11 protein-coding genes are annotated in these 17,945 nt (G+C 71.4%); 9 read left to right on the forward strand and 2 right to left on the reverse strand.

Features of this window, described 5'->3' with window-relative positions:
- Positions 1-176 precede the first annotated feature (176 nt).
- Positions 177-3,008 carry a glycoside hydrolase family 3 C-terminal domain-containing protein gene (locus tag MTQ10_RS15610; protein ID WP_247468053.1) on the reverse strand — a complete coding sequence of 944 codons (2,832 nt, stop codon included), beginning with the start codon at positions 3,006-3,008 and terminating at the stop codon, positions 177-179.
- A gap of 324 nt (positions 3,009-3,332) precedes the next feature.
- On the opposite strand from MTQ10_RS15610, the gene MTQ10_RS15615 reads away from it, so the two are divergent.
- From MTQ10_RS15615 to MTQ10_RS15635, 5 genes are all read left to right on the forward strand, one after another.
- Complete coding sequence (locus MTQ10_RS15615; RefSeq protein ID WP_247468056.1) at positions 3,333-5,021, forward strand: extracellular solute-binding protein; 1,689 nt, start codon at positions 3,333-3,335, stop codon at positions 5,019-5,021.
- Between the two features lie 27 nt (positions 5,022-5,048).
- Positions 5,049-6,083, forward strand: coding sequence for an ABC transporter permease (locus MTQ10_RS15620; protein WP_247468075.1), 1,035 nt, complete (start codon positions 5,049-5,051; stop codon positions 6,081-6,083).
- A complete protein-coding gene (locus MTQ10_RS15625; protein ID WP_247468077.1) occupies positions 6,080-7,027 on the forward strand; it encodes a carbohydrate ABC transporter permease in 948 nt (315 codons plus the stop codon). Before MTQ10_RS15620 ends, MTQ10_RS15625 begins: the two co-directional genes overlap by 4 nt.
- Before the next feature lie 8 nt (positions 7,028-7,035).
- The gene (locus tag MTQ10_RS15630; RefSeq protein WP_247468079.1) at positions 7,036-9,039 is read left to right on the forward strand and encodes a beta-galactosidase; all 2,004 of its coding nucleotides are present in this window, start codon (positions 7,036-7,038) and stop codon (positions 9,037-9,039) included.
- Positions 9,040-9,131: 92 nt separating this feature from the next.
- Positions 9,132-11,360: a glycosyl hydrolase family 95 catalytic domain-containing protein gene (locus tag MTQ10_RS15635; protein ID WP_247468081.1), complete on the forward strand. Its 2,229-nt coding sequence runs from the start codon at positions 9,132-9,134 to the stop codon at positions 11,358-11,360.
- A gap of 72 nt (positions 11,361-11,432) precedes the next feature.
- On the opposite strand, the gene MTQ10_RS15640 is transcribed toward MTQ10_RS15635, so the two are convergent.
- Complete coding sequence (locus MTQ10_RS15640; protein ID WP_247468110.1) at positions 11,433-12,443, reverse strand: LacI family DNA-binding transcriptional regulator; 1,011 nt, start codon at positions 12,441-12,443, stop codon at positions 11,433-11,435.
- A gap of 330 nt (positions 12,444-12,773) precedes the next feature.
- Between MTQ10_RS15640 and MTQ10_RS15645 the strand changes: the two genes are divergently transcribed.
- The 4 genes from MTQ10_RS15645 to MTQ10_RS15660 form a co-directional block, all read left to right on the forward strand.
- Positions 12,774-14,717, forward strand: coding sequence for an acyl-CoA dehydrogenase family protein (locus MTQ10_RS15645; RefSeq protein ID WP_247468098.1), 1,944 nt, complete (start codon positions 12,774-12,776; stop codon positions 14,715-14,717).
- Between the two features lie 255 nt (positions 14,718-14,972).
- A complete protein-coding gene (gene dxr, locus MTQ10_RS15650) occupies positions 14,973-16,229 on the forward strand; it encodes a 1-deoxy-D-xylulose-5-phosphate reductoisomerase (protein ID WP_247468101.1) in 1,257 nt (418 codons plus the stop codon).
- Positions 16,226-17,530 (forward strand): M50 family metallopeptidase, encoded by a 1,305-nt coding sequence (locus MTQ10_RS15655; protein WP_247468104.1) that lies wholly within the window; start codon positions 16,226-16,228, stop codon positions 17,528-17,530. The genes dxr and MTQ10_RS15655 overlap by 4 nt, the downstream gene beginning before the upstream one ends.
- 177 nt (positions 17,531-17,707) lie before the next feature.
- On the forward strand, positions 17,708-17,945 hold a 238-nt coding region (locus MTQ10_RS15660; protein WP_247468107.1), incomplete at its 3' end, for a flavodoxin-dependent (E)-4-hydroxy-3-methylbut-2-enyl-diphosphate synthase.

Raw genomic sequence — 17,945 nt, forward strand, 5'->3', positions numbered from 1 at the left:
GTGCGGACCGGTCGAGGGGGCCCGCCCGCCCCGGCGGGTCCGCACACGAAGGCGGACCGTCCGACGGCCTGAGCCCACTGTGCGGGGGCTCAGGCCGTCGCCGTACGCGGCGAAGGGGCCCGGCACCGGCGACACCGGTGCCGGGCCCCTGTCGTGCCGGCCTGACTTCCGGACCCTCAACCGGAGAAGCCGACGTGCGCGAGCCGCACCGGGCCGCGCAGTCTGATCCGCACGTCGTGCACACCCCCCGCGGACAGCGCAGCCGTGACGGTGCCCCAGTCGTACGGCCCGCCGTCCCGGTCGGCGGTGAGGACCACCGGCACCGGGCCGCCGTCCAGCGACACCTCGACCGTGCCCTCGCCCGCCACCTCGGCCCGCACCTCGGTCACGCCGGAGCCGAAGTCGCAGGCCCGGTAGACCAGTTCGGCGGTCGCACCGGCCGCGGGCGTCACCGCGTCGCCGGCCGTCCTCGTCCGGTCGACGATCTCCGCGCCGCTCTGCTCGTCGAAGCAGGCCGCGTCCAGACCCTCCTCCCGCACCGGCCGCGGCGCTCCCGGCTCACCGTCCAGGCCGACGGTCGCCCGCAGCCGTACGTCCTCGCTGGAGGCGCCCGCCAGCAGCTCGTACGGCCCCGGCTCCAGCCGCCACCGGCCCCGCGTCACGTCCCAGAACCGCAGCGCCGCGAGCGGTACCTCGAACTCCGCCCGCTCCGTCGCGCCCGGCGCCAGCGTCACCCGCCGGAACGCCAGCAGCTCGCGGCGCGGACGCGGCACCGACGGGTCCACGGCCCGCCCGTACAGCTGCGCCACCTCGTCGGCGACGACCCGGCCGCTGTTCGTCACCGAGAACGACACCCGCAGCGTGTCACCGTCCTGCCGCACCTCCAGGTCCGTGTAGTCGAAACTCGTGTACGACAGGCCGTGGCCGAACGGGAACAGCGGCCGGCCCTCGAAGTACAGATACGTCTGCCGGGAGCCGATCACGTCGTAGTCCACAAGGTCGGGCAGGTCCGCGTCGTCGGCGTACCAGGTCTGCGGCAGCCGCCCGGCGGGGGAGACGTCGCCGGCGAGCACCCGGGCGAGCGCGGTGCCGGCCGCCTGCCCGCCGTGCGCCGTCCACAGCACCGCCGGCAGACGGGCCGCGTCGACCGCGTACGGGTAGGCCGACACCAGCGCGAGCACCGTCCGCTCGTTCACCGCGCGTGCCGCGCGCAGCAGCCGCTCCTGGTGGGCGGGCAGCCGCAGCGTCGTACGGTCCTCCGTCTCACGGCCGTTGATGTGCGGGTCGTTGCCCGCGACCACCACGACCACGTCGGCGCGTGCGGCGGCCCGGGCCACCGCGTCCTCGCCGCGCTCGGTCACCACGACGGTGAAGATCTCCGCCTCGTCCTCCTCAAAGGCGGCAACCTTCACACCGTCGGCGGCGACACACACGGGACGCCCCGTCCCCAGATGCCGCAGGAGGTGGCCGCCGTCATGGGGTTCCAGCCGGAACGTCTCCTGCACGACCCAGCCGCCCGGCTGGTCGGCGGAGGCCCGTACGAAGCCGTCCCCGGCGACCGACAGATACCGTCCGTCGGGCGCGCGCAGCGTCAGCACGCCCTCCCCCCAGTCGACCAGGGCGAGTTCGCTGCCCCGCGGGTCGGCGGTCAGCGGCGGCAGATCGGTGCGGCCCGCGAGCAGCGCCGGGTCGAGGGCGCCCTCCGCACCGCGCACCGTCTCGGGGGCGTCCGGAGCGTCCGGCACCCGCAGGAACGCGCCGCCCGAGGTGCGCAGCCGGATACGGTCGACGCCCTCCGCGAACTCCACGCGGTCGGCGCCGAACCGCTCGTACAGGCCCTCCAGCGGGGTGGAGCGGTGCAGCAGCGTGCCGCTGTACCAGTCGAGCTTGCACTCGTCGGCGAGCAGCCCGACCAACGCGATCCGGGTGTCCGGGGCGAGCGGCAGCACCCCGTCGTTGCGCAGCAGCACGATCGCCTGCTCGGCGGCCTTTCGGGCGAGCGCCCGGTGCTCCGGGGTGTCGTAGGCGCCCGGCTCGTCCCAGCCGTCGAACTCGCCCAGCCGGAACCGCACCGACAGCTGCCGGCGCACCGCGGTGTCGATGTCGGCCTCCGTCAGCAGCCCTTTGTCGTACGCGGCCCGCACCCGGCCGGTGATCTGCGCGGAGTCCTCGCCGTGGTCGGTGAAGCTGTCGATGCCCGCCCTCAGCGCGGCGGCGGTGGCCTCCTCGTGGGTGTCGAAGTAGTGCTCGGAGTCGACCAGGTTGGACGGCGCGCCCGCGTCGGAGCAGACCAGCAGATCCTCGTCCGTCCAGGTGCGCAGATGCCCGGCCAGGTAGGGGGAGACGTGGTTGGGGCGGCCGTTGACCAGGTTGTAGGCGGGCATCACCCCGGCGACCGCGCCGGCGGCGACGGTGTCGTGGAAGGCCCGCAGGTCGTACTCGTGCAGCACCCGCGGGCGCACCGAGCTGGACGTGGTGTCGCGGCGGGTCTCGTTGTTGTGCGCCAGCCAGTGCTTGAGGACGGGCGCGGTGCGCCAGTACACGGGGTGGTCGCCGCGCAGGCCGTGCGTGTACGCGGTGGCGATCGCCGAGGTCAGCTTCGGGTCCTCGCTGTAGCCCTCCTCGTTGCGGCCCCACAGCGGGTGGCGCAGCAGGTTCACCGTCGGTGACCACACGTTCAGGCCGACCCGCCCGTCACGGGCGCGCATGTGGCGGACCTCGTGGGAGACGGCGTCGGCGACGCGCCGCACCAGCTCCGGGTTCCAGGTGGCGCCGAGACCCACCGCCTGCGGGAAGACCGTCGCCGGGCCCATCCACGCCACGCCGTGCAGGGCCTCCTGGCCGGTGCGGAACGCGGCGATGCCCAGGCGTTCCACGGCGGGCACGAACTGGTGGAGGAAGGAGATCTTCTCGTCGAGCGTCAGACGCCCCAGAAGGTCGTCGATGCGCTTCCCGAACGGCAGGCTCGGATCGCGAAACGGCAGTGCGGGCGCGGTGGGTGCGGTCACGTGGTGATCCCCTTTCGAAGCGCTTCGATGCTCAGGTGGGCGACGGTCAAGTGTCAAGAGACCTCGTGGCAACTCGTCCGTTTCCGGGTCGCAAAACCTCAGACGAATGTCGACGGCGGGCCTTGTGCACCCCTTCCCGTTCACTTAACCTCACTGCGACATCGAAGCGCTTCGACGCAGGAGTCGCGCCGCCGGAGACCCCTCCCCGTCTCCGGCGCACGTCGAAGTCCCGCTTCAGCTCAGCCGGTTCCACAGGTTCCAGTGAAGACACCGCAGCCGACGGCCACCGCCGGGTGTCCTGGTGCGCCATGAAGGGTTGACGCAATGACGCCGAACGCCGCTTCCCCCTCCGCCCCGAGCCGGAGAAGCTTCCTCGCCTCCTCGGCGGTCGCCGCCGCAGCGGTGGCCGGAGGGATGCCGCTGCTCGCCGCCTGCGGCGGTTCGGACACGAAGTCCCGGGAGGGCACCACGTCCGGCAAGGACGCCAAGAAGCTGCTCCCGGCGTACGTCGCCAACAACGTCGTGACCCCCGACATCCCCGCGAAGAACGGCTCCGCCGTCGGCTTCACCGCCCGGCTGGACCTCGCCGGACTGAAGACGTCCGTGCCGGCGAAGCTCGGCAAGGGCGGCAAGGTCACCATCATGTCCCCCTTCTGGGGCTCCCCGCCGAAGAGCGACAACGCCTACTACCGGGCGATGAACGACCTCATAGGCGTCGACGTCCGCTGGCAGAACCAGGACGGCAACACCTACGAGCAGAAGCTCGGCGCCGTCCTCGCCTCCAGCGACGTCCCCGACGTGGTGGTCGTGCCCGGCTGGAACATGAACGGCAAGATCCCCAACGCCGTCATCAGCAAGTTCGCCGACCTCGGCCCCTATCTGTCGGGCGACGCCGTCAAGCAGTACCCGAACCTCGCCGCGATACCCACCGATGCCTGGCAGCGGTCCATCTTCGGCGGCGCCCTGCGCGGCCTGCCGATGCCGGCGTCGTACGTACCGAACATCGTGCCCCTCTACCGCAAGGACATCTTCGACAAGGAGGGGTACGAAGTCCCGCGCTCCACCGACGAGTTCATGGCGCTCGCCAAGGAGATCACCAACGCCAGGGCCAAGCGCTGGGCCTGCCTCGACATGAAGTGGATCGCCTTCCCCGCCTTCGGTGTCCTCTCCGGCGCGGAGAAGCCCCTCGGCTGGAACCTCGTCGACGGCAAGCTGATCAACCGCATCGAGACCCCCGAGTACCTCGAAGCCCTCGAATGGGCTCGCAAGCTGTTCGCCGCCGGAGTCGTCCACCCCGACGCCGAGTTCGGCAAGAACGCCCCCGACCCCGGGCCCAAGTTCGCCAAGGGCGAGTTCCTCATCTACGCCAACGACCTCTCCCAGTGGTGGAGCCGCACCACCGAACAGGCCGTGCAGAACCCCCAGTTCAAGGTCTGGGGCATGGACCTGTTCGCCCACGACGGCGGCGACCCCACCCTGTGGGCCACCCAGCCCGCCAACATCTTCGCCTTCGTCAACAAGAAGGCCTCCGAAGCGGTCGTCCGCGACGTCCTCGCCGTCGCCAACGTCACCGCGGCGCCGTACGGCACCAAGGAGTACATGATGACCAACTACGGCGTGGAGGGCACCCACTACACCGTCAAGGACGGCGTCCCCACCAAGACCGACCAGGGCAACAACGAGGTCATGAACGCCTATGTGATGGTCGCCGGCCCCGCCGCGACCATCGCCCACCCCGACTTCCCCGAAGTCGCCAGGGGCCAGGTCGAATGGCAGCAGCGCATGGGCGCCTTCACCAGGAAGTCCTCCTTCTACGGCATGCAGATCACCGAGCCGTCCCGCTACACCAACCTCGGCAACGACCTGGAGCAGATGGAGGACGACGTCGTCCGCGGACGCAAGAAGATCAGCGACATGCAGCAGTGGATCTCCGACTGGAAGAGCAAGGGCGGCGACAGACTGCGCGACTGGTACAAGAAGGTCCTCGACGACAACGGTTCCGCGGCGAGCTGACCCCGCACCGAGGCAAGGAGAACGGCCGTGTCGAACAGCACGGTGCCTCGGAGCAGGGCCGAGGCGGACACCGGCAGCCCGTCCCCGGCGGCGCCCGCCACCACCACCGGGCCCGCGACGAAGAAGACGCGGACCCGGCAGAGCCTGCGCGTACGCTTCCGGCGCGACCGCCTGCTGCTGTTGATGACCCTGCCGGCCCTCGTGCTGGTCCTGGTCTTCAACTATGTGCCGATCCTCGGCAACGTCGTCGCCTTCCAGGACTACGACCCCTACATCAGCGACAACGGCGTCGTCTCCATCCTCGAGAGCCCCTTCGTCGGGCTGGAGAACTTCCGGCGGATCTTCGAGGACTCCGCGTTCTGGAACGCGGTCGAGAACACACTCGTCCTCTTCTTCCTCCAGCTCGTGCTGTACTTCCCCGTCCCCATCCTGCTCGCGCTGCTCATCAACAGCGTCGTCAGGCCCCGGGTGCGGGCCGTCGCCCAGGCCGTGCTCTACCTGCCGCACTTCTTCTCCTGGGTGCTGGTCATCGCCGTCTTCCAGCAGCTGCTCGGCGGCGCCGGCCTGCTCTCCCAGCTGCTGCGCGAGCACGGCCACGACGGCCTCGACATCATGACCGACCCGCACACCTTCACCTTCCTCGTCACCGCGCAGACGGTGTGGAAGGACGCCGGCTGGGGGATCATCGTCTTCCTCGCCGCGCTGTCCTCGGTCAGCCCCGACCTGTACGAGGCCGCCGCCATGGACGGCGCCGGCCGCTGGCGGCGCATCTGGCACGTCACCCTGCCCGCGCTGCGGCCCGTCATCGCGCTGCTGCTCGTGCTGCGCGTCGGCGACGCCCTCACCGTCGGCTTCGAGCAGATCCTGCTCCAGCGCGACGCCGTCGGACCCGGCGCCGCCGAGGTCCTCGACACCTTCGTGTGGTGGAACGGCGTCCGCAACCAGGACTTCGGCTACGCGGCAGCGGCCGGCCTCGTCAAAGGCGTCGTCAGCATCGGGCTGGTCCTCGCCGCGAACAAGGTGGCCCATCTCATGGGCGAGCAGGGGGTGTACAAGAAGTGACCGCCGTCCTCGACAGGCCCGTGTCCGACACCGCGCGCAAACCCCGCTGGTGGCAGGCCCCGCCCCGGCCCGTGTGGGAGGAACCGCCCAGCCGCGCCGGACTCGCCGGGAAGAGCATCGCCCTCGGCTTCGCCTGCCTGGCGATCCTCTTCCCGCTGTGGATCGTCGTCGTCACCAGCCTGTCCTCGCGCAGGACCATCGACGAGGCCGGCGGCCTGGTCATGGTCCCGAAGGACATCACCTTCGTCGCCTACCGCGAACTCCTCAGCGGCGGCCAGGTCACCCGCGCCGCCGTCATCAGCGTCGCCATCACCCTCGTCGGCACCCTGTTCTCGATGACCGTGTCCGTGCTGTGCGCCTACGGCCTGTCCCGCACCGGCACGCTCGGCCACCGCTGGATCCTCATGACGCTGATGGCCACCATGTTCTTCAGCGCCGGCCTCATCCCGACCTATCTGCTCGTGCAGACCCTCGGCCTCACCGACACCTACCTCGCGCTGATCCTGCCGAGCGCCGTCAGCGTCTTCAACATCCTCGTACTGCGCGGCTTCTTCATGGGCATCTCGCCCGAACTCATCGACAGCGCCCGCATCGACGGCGCCGGAGAGCTGCGCATCCTCTGGCAGATCGTCATGCCGCTGTCCCGCGCGGTCCTCGCCGTCATCACCCTGTTCTACGCCGTCGGCTACTGGAGCGCCTGGTTCAACGCCTCCCTGTACCTCAACGACCAGGACATGATGCCGCTGCAGAACGTCATGATCCAGCTCGTGCAGAAGCAGGAGGCCCCGGTCGGCATGGGCCAGGCCATCAAGACCGGCGAACTGTCCGGCCTGGCCGTGCAGATGGCCGTCATGGTGATGGCCCTGCTGCCCGTCGCCGTGCTCTCCCCGTTCGTGCAGAAGCACTTCCGCAAGGGCATGCTGACCGGCGCGGTGAAGGGATGACACGCACCATGAGACCCGACCGTGCCACCACCCGGGCGGGACACCCCACCCTGGCCACCGCCACCCGGGGCCGCATCCTCTTCGGCGGCGACTACAACCCCGAGCAGTGGCCCGAGGAGACCTGGCAGGACGACGTACGGCTGATGAAGGACGCCGGCGTCACCTCCGTCACCGTCGGCGTCTTCTCCTGGGCCCGGCTCGAACCCCGCCCCGGCGAGCGGGACTTCGGCTGGCTCGACCGGCTGATGGACCTGATGCACCGGCACGGCATCGGCGTCGTCCTCGCCACCCCGACCTCCGCCCCACCGCCCTGGATGGGCCGGCTGCACCCCGACACGCTGCCCCGCGACGCGGACGGCCGTATCGAGTGGTGGGGCGGACGCCAGCACTTCTCCCACTCCAGCGCCACCTACCGGCGCTACGCCGCCGCCATCACCGAGGACCTCGCCGCCCGCTACGCCGGGCACCCGGCGCTGACGATGTGGCACATCAACAACGAGTACTGCACCAGCGACCACGGCGACGAGGCCGCCGCCGCGTTCCGCCGCTGGCTGCGCGAACGCTACGGCACCCTCGACGCCCTCAACACCGCATGGGGCACAGCCTTCTGGAGCCAGGGCTACGACAACTGGGACGGCGTCATCCCGCCCCGCCGCGCCCACTACCTGAACAACCCCGCGCAGGTGCTCGACTTCCGCCGCTTCACCTCCGACATGCTGCTGGAATGCTTCACCGCCGAACGCGACATCGTCGCCCGGCACACCCCCCACCTGCCGGTCACCACCAACTTCATGCCGCTGTACTTCGGCGTGGACGGCTGGCGCTGGGCCGAGGAGGAGGACGTCGTCTCCGTCGACCTCTACCCCGATCCGGCCGACCCGCACGGAGCACGCCACGGCGCCCTCGTCCAGGACCTCACCCGCTCCCAGGCCGGCGGCCCCTGGATGCTCATGGAACAGGCCGCGAGCGCCGTCAACTGGCGGCCCGTGAACCACCCCAAGCCGCGCGGCCTCAACCGGCTGTGGACACTCCAGGCCGTCGCCCGCGGCGCCGACGCCGTCTGCTTCTTCCAGTGGCGGCAGTCCCGGCAGGGTGCCGAGAAGTTCCACTCCGGCATGGTCGGCCACGCCGGCGAACACGGCCGTACCTTCCAGGAGGTCAAGCGGATCGGCGCCGACCTGGCCAGGCTCGCCCCGCACACCTCCGGCACCGACGTCCCCGCCGACATCGCCGTCCTCCACGACTGGCACGCCTGGTGGGCCTTCGAACAGGACGGCCGCCCCTCCGCCCGCATCGACCACGCCGCCGTCCTGCACGCCTGGCACGGCGCCCTCTGGGACGCCCACCTCACCGCCGACTTCGCCCACCCCGAACACGACCTCGGCCGCTACCGCATGGTCGTCGTCCCGCAGCTGTACGCCCTCACCGACGCCGCCGTCGACAACCTGGTCGGACACGTCCGCCGGGGCGGCACCCTCGTGTGCGGCTTCCTCACCGGCACCGCCGACCAGGACGACCGTATCCGCCCCGGCGGCATGGACCCCCGGCTGCGGGAACTGCTCGGCGTGCGCATCCTGCACGAGTGGTGGCCGCTCGCCGACGGCGAGACCGTCACCTGCGCCGACGGGCTCACCGGCACCCTGTGGTCGGAGGAGCTGGAGGCCGACGACGACGCCGTCGTCGAGACCGTCTACCGGGGCGGCGAACTCGACGGTCTGCCCGCCGTGCTGCGCACCGGCCGCGCCTGGTACGTCTCCACCCTCCCCGAGCCCGGCCATCTGCGCCGCCTGCTGGAGCGCATCGCCGCCGACGCCGGTGTCCGCCCGCCGCTCGACGGCCTGCCCTCCGGCGTGGAGGCCGTACGCCGCGGAGAGCTGCTCTTCCTGCTCAACCACGGCCGCGCACCCGTCACCGTGGCCGTGCCGGGCACCCACCGCGATCTGCTCACCGGCACGCAGATCACCGACGAGGTGACCCTCGGCCGCCATGGAGCGGCGGTGCTCGGCCGATGACACAAGCGCAGCGCCCCGTGCCGGGCTCTCGGCGTTTCACCCAGGGCCCCGCGCCGGACCCACGGCATCCGACGGCGGACCCGCCACGCCCCGTGCCCGACCCGTGGTCCCCGCTCACCGCCCCGCAGTCCCCGGTGCACGGCACCTGGGAGCCCGCCCCCGCCGAACGTTGGGAGGACTCCTTCCTCACCGGCAACGGCCGCCACGGCGCCCTTGTGTCCGGTGACCCGAACGACGACCGGGTCATCGTCACCCATCACACCCTGGTCCGCCCCAACGGCGGCGAACACGCCCGCCCGCCCGAGCTGGCCGACCGGCTCCCCGCCCTCCAGGACCGGCTCCTCGCCGGGGACCCGACCGCCGCCGAGGAGTTCACCGACGGCCGCCCCCTGCAATGGGTGCAGCCCTTCCACCCCGCCTTCCGTGTCCGCATGCGCCGCCCCGGCAGCCCCGGCGACGACTACCGCCGCTCCGTCGACTTCACCACCGGTGTCACCCGCGCCGAATGCGCCGGCTGGACCAGCCGCGTCTTCGTCTCCCGCGCCGACGACGTCGTGGTGCAGTACGTCACCGGGCCCGGCCCAAGCCTCCGCGTCGACCTCGACCACCGGCTGCCCGGCGTCCCGGAGGAACTCGCCGTCGGACAGGGCTGCCTGCTCACCCCCGAGGGCGCCGCTCTCCATCTGCGCGCCCGCCACCCCGGCAGCAGCGACCGCGCCTTCACCGGCGTCACCCTCGTCGCCGTCACCGGCGGCACCACCTCCCTCGCCCCGCCCGCCGCCACCGTCGAGGACGCCGACGCCGTGCTGCTGCTGACCCGGGTCCGCCGGCACACCGGCGAGCTGGACGTCACCGCCGAGACCCGCGCCCTGCGCGCCCTGCTGACCACACCCGAGCGGTCGTTCGACGACCTCCTCGACCGCCATCTCACCCGGCACCGCACCGCCTACACCCGCGTCACCCTCGACCTGAAGGCCGACCCCGCCGAGCGCTCCCTGCCGGGCTCCGCCCTGCTCGCCCGCCCCCGCAGCACGGCCCTGCTGGAACGCCTCTTCGCCGCCGGCCGCTACCACCTGCTGTCCTCCTCCGGCCTCAACCCGCCCCGCCTCACCGGCCTGTGGACGGGGGAGTGGGACACCGCCTGGTCCGGCGCCTTCACCACCGACGCCAACCTCAACCTGCAGACCGCGTCCGCCGCGTCCGCCGCCCTCCCCGAGGTCACCGAGGCCCTCGCCGCGCTCGTCCACCGCCAGCTCGACGACTGGCGCGACAACGCCCGCGCGGTCTTCGGCACCCGCGGCGTCGTCGCCCCCGCCCACACCGACGGCGACAGCGGACACACATACCACTTCAGCCGCGAACACCCCCTGCACCTGTGGACCGCCGGCGCCGACTGGCTGCTCAAACCCCTCGTCGACCACGACGAGACGTACGGCACCGAGGACCCCCGCACGACCGCCGCCCTGGAACAGGTCGCCCTGTTCTGGGAGGACTTCCTCACCCGCACCGACGACGACGGCCGGCTCGTCGTCGTACCCTCCTACTCACCCGAGAACCGGCCTGCGGGCGGCAGTTGGGGCGCGATCAACGCGGCCATGGACCTCTCCGCCGCCCGCCACGCCCTCACCACCGCCGCCGCCCGCCACCCCGACCGCGCCGCCCACTGGCGCGCCCTCGCCGACCGGCTGCCCCCGCACCGCGTCAACGACGACGGCGCCCTCGCCGAATGGGCCCGCCCCGGCCTGGACGACACGTACGACCACCGCCACCTGAGCCATCTGTACGGCGTGTGGCCCCTCGACGAGATCAACCCCTATGACACCCCCGATCTCGCCGAGGCCGCCCACCGCGCCCTCGAACTGCGCGGCCACGAGAACGACTCCGCGCACGGCCATCTCCACCAGGCCCTCGTCGCGGCCCGGCTGCGCGACTCCCGCCATGTCGCCCACGCCCTGCACAGCGTCCTCGACGGCGACTTCTTCCACGCCTCCCTGATGAGCGCCCACTACCCCCACCGCCATGTCTACAACGCGGACGCCGCGCACACCCTGCCCGCGGTGATCGTCGAGATGCTGGTGCAGTCCACACCGGACCGGCTGGTGCTGCTGCCCGCGCTCCCCGACACCCTGCCCACCGGTGAACTGCGGGGCATCCGCACCCGGTTCGGGGCCGCACTCGACCTCGCGTGGAGCCCGGACGGCGTCACCGTACATCTGCGCCCCCACCGCACCCGCCGCGTCGAACTGAGAACTTCCTCCGGCGCCCGTCCGCTCGACCTCGTCGCCGGCGAAGACCGCGTCCTCACCCTGAGGACCTGGTGACGGTTTTCCGCGGCGGCGACGCACGGCGACGGTACGGCGCCGGTGCACGGTCCGGCCCGGCGCGTTCGTCCGTCAGGGCGTCGGAGCCGGGCCCGTGCTCGCCCGGACCGTCAGCTCCGGCGCGATCAGCACCACATCGTCCGTGCCGCGCCCGTCCAGCTTGGCGACCAGCTGCTCCACCGCGTGCCGGCCCATCTCCTGCGCGGGCACCGCCACCGACGTCAGCCGCACCGACGCCTGTACGGCGACCTGGTCCGGGCAGATCGCCAGCACCGACACATCCTCGGGGACGGCGCGGCCCTGCTGGCGCAGCAGCGCGAGCAGCGGCTCGACCGCCGACTCGTTCTGCACCACGAACCCCGTCGTGCCGGGCCGCTCGTCGAAGATCCGGGCCAGTGTCACGGCCATCGCGTCGTACCCGCCCTCACAGGGCCGGTGCAGCACCCGCAGCCCCAGCTCCCGCGCCCGCGTGCGCAGCCCGCCCAGGGTGCGCTCGGCGAACCCGGTGTGCCGCTCGTACACCGCCGGAGCCTCGCCGATCACGGCGATGTCGCGGTGGCCGAGCCCCGCCAGATGCTCCAGGCAGAGCGCGCCCGTGGCACCCCAGTCCAGGTCCACGCAGGTCAGGCCGCTGGTGTCGGCGGGCAGACCGATCAGCACGGACGGCTGCCCGGAGCGGCGCAGCAGCGGCAGCCGCTCGTCGTCCAGTTCGACGTCCATGAGGATCATCGCGTCGGCGAGTCCGCTGCCGGTGACGCGGCGCACTGCGTCGGGGCCCTCCTCGCCGGTGAGCAGCAGGATGTCGTACCCGTGGGTGCGCGCGGTCGTCGCGACGGCGACGGCGATCTCCATCATCACCGGCACATACATGTCGGTGCGCAGCGGGATCATCAGGGCGATGATGTTGGACCTGCTGCTGGCGAGGGCGCGGGCTCCGGCGTTCGGGTGGTAGCCCAGCTCCCGGATGCTCTGCTCGACGCGCTGCCGGGTGGTCGCGGAGATCGACCGCTTGCCGCTGAGGACATAACTCACCGTGCTCGCCGACACTCCGGCGTGCTGGGCGACCTCGGCGAGGGTGACCATCCGGTTCTCCATGCTCTTTGAAGCGCTTCGACAGCGCGTATGACCGACGGGACGGGCGAGGGTGGTCCGACAGTAGCTCCGAGCGTGGTCGGGTGTCCATACTGCGTCGAAGCGCTTCGACGCACCGTTTTTCGCGCCGCGTCGATCCGGCCCCCGCCCGCCACAGTAGGTCACCCCGGATCGCTGGACACAATGCCGTATTCCGTCCACATCGGCCGAACGGCCGCGCACGGACTGGTGGGTCCGCCCTGGATCGGGTACATACGATCGAGTAGCACCCGTCGGTAGCCATACGGTCCCAAGATCCCGATTCGCGGCGAGGTGACCCTCATGTCCGTAAGCCCCGAAGCCCCTTCCGGACGACCCGTCGTCACCGAACGTGAGGCCCGCCAGGTGGCGGAAGCCGCACGGGAGCAGACCTGGCGCAAGCCCAGCTTCGCCAAGGAACTCTTCCTCGGGCGGTTCCGCCTCGACCTCATCCACCCCCACCCGCTCCCGGCCGACGAAGCCGTCCAGCGCGGCGAGGAGTTCCTCGACAAACTCCGCGACTTCGTCGAGACCAAGGTCGACGGCGCCCTCATCGAACGCGAGGCCCGCATCCCCGACGAGATCGTCGACGGGCTCAAGGAACTCGGCGCCTTCGGCATGAAGATCGACACCAAGTACGGCGGCCTCGGCCTCACCCAGGTCTACTACAACAAGGCACTCGCCCTGGTCGGCTCCGCGTCCCCCGCCATCGGCGTGCTGCTCTCCGCCCATCAGTCGATCGGCGTGCCCCAGCCGCTGAAACTCTTCGGCACCCAGGAGCAGAAGGAACGCTTCCTGCCCCGCTGCGCCCGCACCGACATCAGCGCCTTCCTGCTCACCGAACCCGACGTCGGCTCCGACCCGGCCCGCCTCGCCACCACCGCCGTGCCCGACGGTGACGACTACGTCCTCGACGGGGTCAAACTGTGGACCACCAACGGCGTCGTCGCCGACCTGCTCGTCGTCATGGCCCGCGTCCCGAAGAGCGAGGGCCACCGCGGCGGCATCACCGCCTTCGTCGTCGAGACCGACTCGCCCGGCATCACCGTCGAGAACCGCAACGCCTTCATGGGCCTGCGCGGCATCGAGAACGGCGTCACCCGCTTCCATCGGGTCCGCGTCCCCGCCTCCCACCGCATCGGCGAGGAGGGCCAGGGCCTGAAGATCGCCCTCACCACCCTCAACACCGGGCGCCTCTCCCTGCCCGCCTCCTGCGTCGCCGCCGGAAAGTGGTGCCTGAAGATCGCCCGCGAATGGTCCGCCGCCCGCGAGCAGTGGGGCAAGCCCATCGCCCATCACGAGGCCGTCGGCAAGAAGATCTCCTTCATCGCCGCCACCACCTTCGCCCTGGAGGCCGTCAGCGACCTCGCCTCCCAGATGGCCGACGAGAACCGCAACGACATCCGCATCGAAGGCGCCCTCGCCAAGCTGTACGCCTCCGAGATGGCCTGGCGCATGGCCGACGAACTCGTCCAGATCCGTGGCGGACGCGGCTTCGAGACCGCCGAGTCGCTGCGCGCCCGCGGCGAACGCGGCGTCGCCGCCGAACAGCTCCTGCGCGACCTGCGCATCAACCGCATCTTCGAGGGCTCCACCGAGATCATGCATCTGCTGATCGCACGGGAGGCCGTCGACGCCCATCTGTCCGTCGCCGGAGACCTCATCGACCCCGACAAGTCCCTGTCCGACAAGGCCAAAGCGGGCGTCGGCGCCGGCGTCTTCTACGCCAAGTGGCTGCCCAAGCTGGTCGCCGGACCCGGACAACTGCCCACCTCCTACAGCGAGTTCAAGCACGAGGTGGACCTCTCCCCGCATCTGCGGCACGTCGAGCGCACCGCCCGCAGACTCGCCCGCTCCACCTTCTACGCCATGTCCCGCTGGCAGGGCCGCATGGAGACCAAGCAGGCCTTCCTCGGCCGGATCGTCGACATCGGCGCCGAACTGTTCGCGATGAGCGCCGCCTGCGTCCGCGCCGAGATGCTGCGCTCCCGCGGCGACCACGGCCGCGAGGCCTACCAGCTCGCCGACGCCTTCTGCCGCCAGGCCCGGCTGAGGATCGACGAACTGTTCGAGCGGCTGTGGACCAACACCGACGACCACGACCGCAAGGTGGTCAAGGGCGTCATGAGCGGTACGTACACCTGGCTGGAGGACGGCATCGTGGACCCCTCGGACGACGGCCCGTGGATCGCCGACACCACGCCCGGGCCCAGCACCAAGGAGAACGTGCACCGGCCGATCAGGTGAGCCGCCGGGCCCGGCCCGGCTCCGGCTCGCTCGTGCGTCCCCCGCGCCGGGCGGGGGCGCCGCGGGAGCGCCGCCCCCCGCCCGGCGCGGAGCGCGACGCGCGCCCCCGCTCCACGCCGGGGCGCGCGCGGCTCACCCGAACGGGGCCCTCCGCTCCGCCGAGCGGGCGCGCGACCGCCCCCCGGCGGCGCCACACGACCCCACGACAGGGGGCACCCTGTCCGCCGTACCCCCGTGTACGGCCACAATGGAGCAATGACCGACAGTCCCGCACCCCTCGCCGACCCCCACCTCGTCTACGACCCGGTCACGGGCGAAGGCCCCAAGGACGTGGTGATCCTCGGCTCCACGGGGTCGATCGGCACCCAGGCCATCGACCTCGTGCTGCGCAACCCGGACCGCTTCCGGGTCACCGCCCTCTCCGCCAACGGCGGCCGGATCGCCCTCCTCGCCGAGCAGGCCCGCCGGCTCAGGGTGCGGACCGTCGCCGTCGCCCGCGAGGACGCCGTACCGGCCCTGCGCGAAGCCCTCGCCGCCGAGTACGGCCCCGGCGAACCGCTCCCCGAGATCCTCGCCGGCCCCGACGCGGCCGGCCGGCTCGCCGCCTCCGACTGCCACACCGTCCTCAACGGCATCACCGGCTCCATCGGACTCGCGCCGACCCTCGCCGCCCTGGAAGCGGGCCGCACCCTCGCCCTCGCCAACAAGGAATCGCTCATCGTCGGTGGCCCCCTGGTCAAGGCGCTCGCCAAGCCCGGGCAGATCATCCCCGTCGACTCCGAGCACGCCGCCCTCTTCCAGGCCCTCGCCTCCGGCAGCCGCGCCGACGTCCGCAAACTCGTCGTCACCGCCTCCGGCGGCCCCTTCCGCGGCCGTACCCGCGAGGAACTGGCCGACGTCACCGTCGAGGACGCCCTCGCCCACCCCACCTGGGCCATGGGCCCCGTCATCACGGTCAACTCCGCGACCCTCGTCAACAAGGGCCTGGAGGTCATCGAAGCCCACCTGCTCTACGACATTCCCTTCGACCGCATTGAGGTCGTCGTGCATCCCCAGTCGTATGTTCACTCGATGGTGGAATTCACGGACGGATCGACGATCGCGCAGGCGACACCCCCCGACATGCGCGGGCCCATCGCCATCGGCCTGGGCTGGCCCGAGCGCGTCCCCGACGCGGCCCCCGCGTTCGACTGGAGCAAGGCCTCCACCTGGGAGTTCTTCCCCCTCGACAACGAGGCCTTCCCCTCCGTGAACCTCGCCCGGCACGTCGGACAGCTCGCGGGCACCGCCCCGGCGGTGTTCAATGCCGCCAACGAGGAATGCGTGGACGCGTTCCTGAACGGCGCCCTGCCCTTCAACGGGATCATGGAGACCGTCACCCGTGTCGTCGAGGAACACGGCACGCCGCGTACGGGAACCTCACTGACCGTGTCGGACGTCCTCGAAGCGGAGACCTGGGCGCGTGCCCGGGCCCGGGAACTGACGGCGAAGACGGCGGAGGCCCGTGCATGACGACCCTGATGATGATCCTCGGCATAGTCGTCTTCGTGGTCGGCCTGCTCGTCTCGATCGCCTGGCACGAGCTGGGGCATCTCTCCACCGCCAAGCTCTTCGGCATCCGCGTGCCGCAGTACATGGTCGGCTTCGGCCCGACGATCTTCTCCCGCAAGAAGGGCGAGACCGAGTACGGCATCAAGGCCATCCCGCTCGGCGGCTACATCCGCATGATCGGCATGTTCCCGCCCGGCGACGACGGCCGTATCCAGGCCCGCTCCACCTCGCCGTGGCGCGGCATGATCGAGGACGCCCGCTCCGCCGCCTTCGAGGAACTCCAGCCCGGCGACGAGAACCGCCTGTTCTACACGCGCAAGCCGTGGAAACGGGTCATCGTCATGTTCGCCGGCCCCTTCATGAACCTCGTCCTGGCCGTCGGGCTGTTCCTCACCGTCCTCATGGGCTTCGGCATCCAGCAGCAGACCACCACCGTCAGCGCCGTCTCGCCCTGCGTCGTCGCGCAGAGCGAGAACCGCGACACCTGCAAGAAGTCCGATCCGGCCTCCCCGGCCGCCGCAGCCGGAATGAAACCCGGCGACAAGATCGTCGCCTTCGACGGTCACCGCACCGACGACTGGAACACCCTCTCCGACCTCATCCGCGACAGCGCCGGCAAGGAGGTGACGATCGTCGTCGAACGAGCGGGCCAGGAGAAGGAACTCCACGCCAGGATCGCCACCAACATGCTGGTGAAGAAGGACGCCGGCGGCTCCTACGTCCAGGGCGAGTACGTCAAGGCAGGCTTCCTCGGCTTCAGCGCCGCCACCGGCGTCGTCAAGCAGGACTTCGGCGAGTCCGTCACCTGGATGACCGACCGCGTCGGCGACGCCGTCGACTCCCTCGTCGCCCTGCCCGCCCGCATCCCCGCCCTGTGGGACGCCGCCTTCAACGGGGCGCCCCGCGAACCGGACTCCCCGATGGGCGTGGTCGGCGCCGCCCGCGTCGGCGGCGAGATCTTCACCCTCGACATCCCCGCCAGCCAGCAGCTCGCCATGGCGGTCTTCCTCGTCGCCGGGTTCAACCTCTCCCTGTTCCTGTTCAACATGCTGCCGCTGCTCCCGCTCGACGGCGGCCACATCGCGGGCGCCCTGTGGGAGTCCCTGCGCCGCAACGTGGCGCGCGTGCTGCGCCGCCCCGACCCGGGCCCCTTCGACGTGGCGAAGCTGATGCCCGTGGCCTACGTGGTCGCAGGGATCTTCATCTGCTTCACCGTCCTCGTACTGATCGCGGACGTCGTCAACCCGGTCAGAATTTCCTAGCCGTACGGCGCCCACCCGGGCCCGGGCACCTTCGGGTGCCCGGGGCTCCGTCCCATCGAGTGGGTTTGACGGTGGGATGTGCCCCGCCGAACGCCCGTGCCGTAATCTCGAAGGCCGGAGCCCGCCGCTGACGGGACGGGACCGGACCTTGATCCACGACTTGGGGTTGCACAGCAGATGACTGCGATTTCTCTCGGCATGCCGTCCGTTCCGATCAAGCTCGCCGAGCGCCGGAAGAGCCGGCAGATCCAGGTCGGTTCCGTGGCGGTCGGCGGAGACGCCCCCGTCTCGGTGCAGTCGATGACGACGACCCGTACGTCGGACATCGGGGCGACGTTGCAGCAGATCGCGGAGCTGACCGCGTCCGGCTGCCAGATCGTGCGGGTGGCCTGCCCCACGCAGGACGACGCGGACG

It is taken from the genome of Streptomyces sp. XM83C, assembly GCF_023072675.1.
Classification (GTDB): domain Bacteria; phylum Actinomycetota; class Actinomycetes; order Streptomycetales; family Streptomycetaceae; genus Streptomyces; species Streptomyces thermocoprophilus.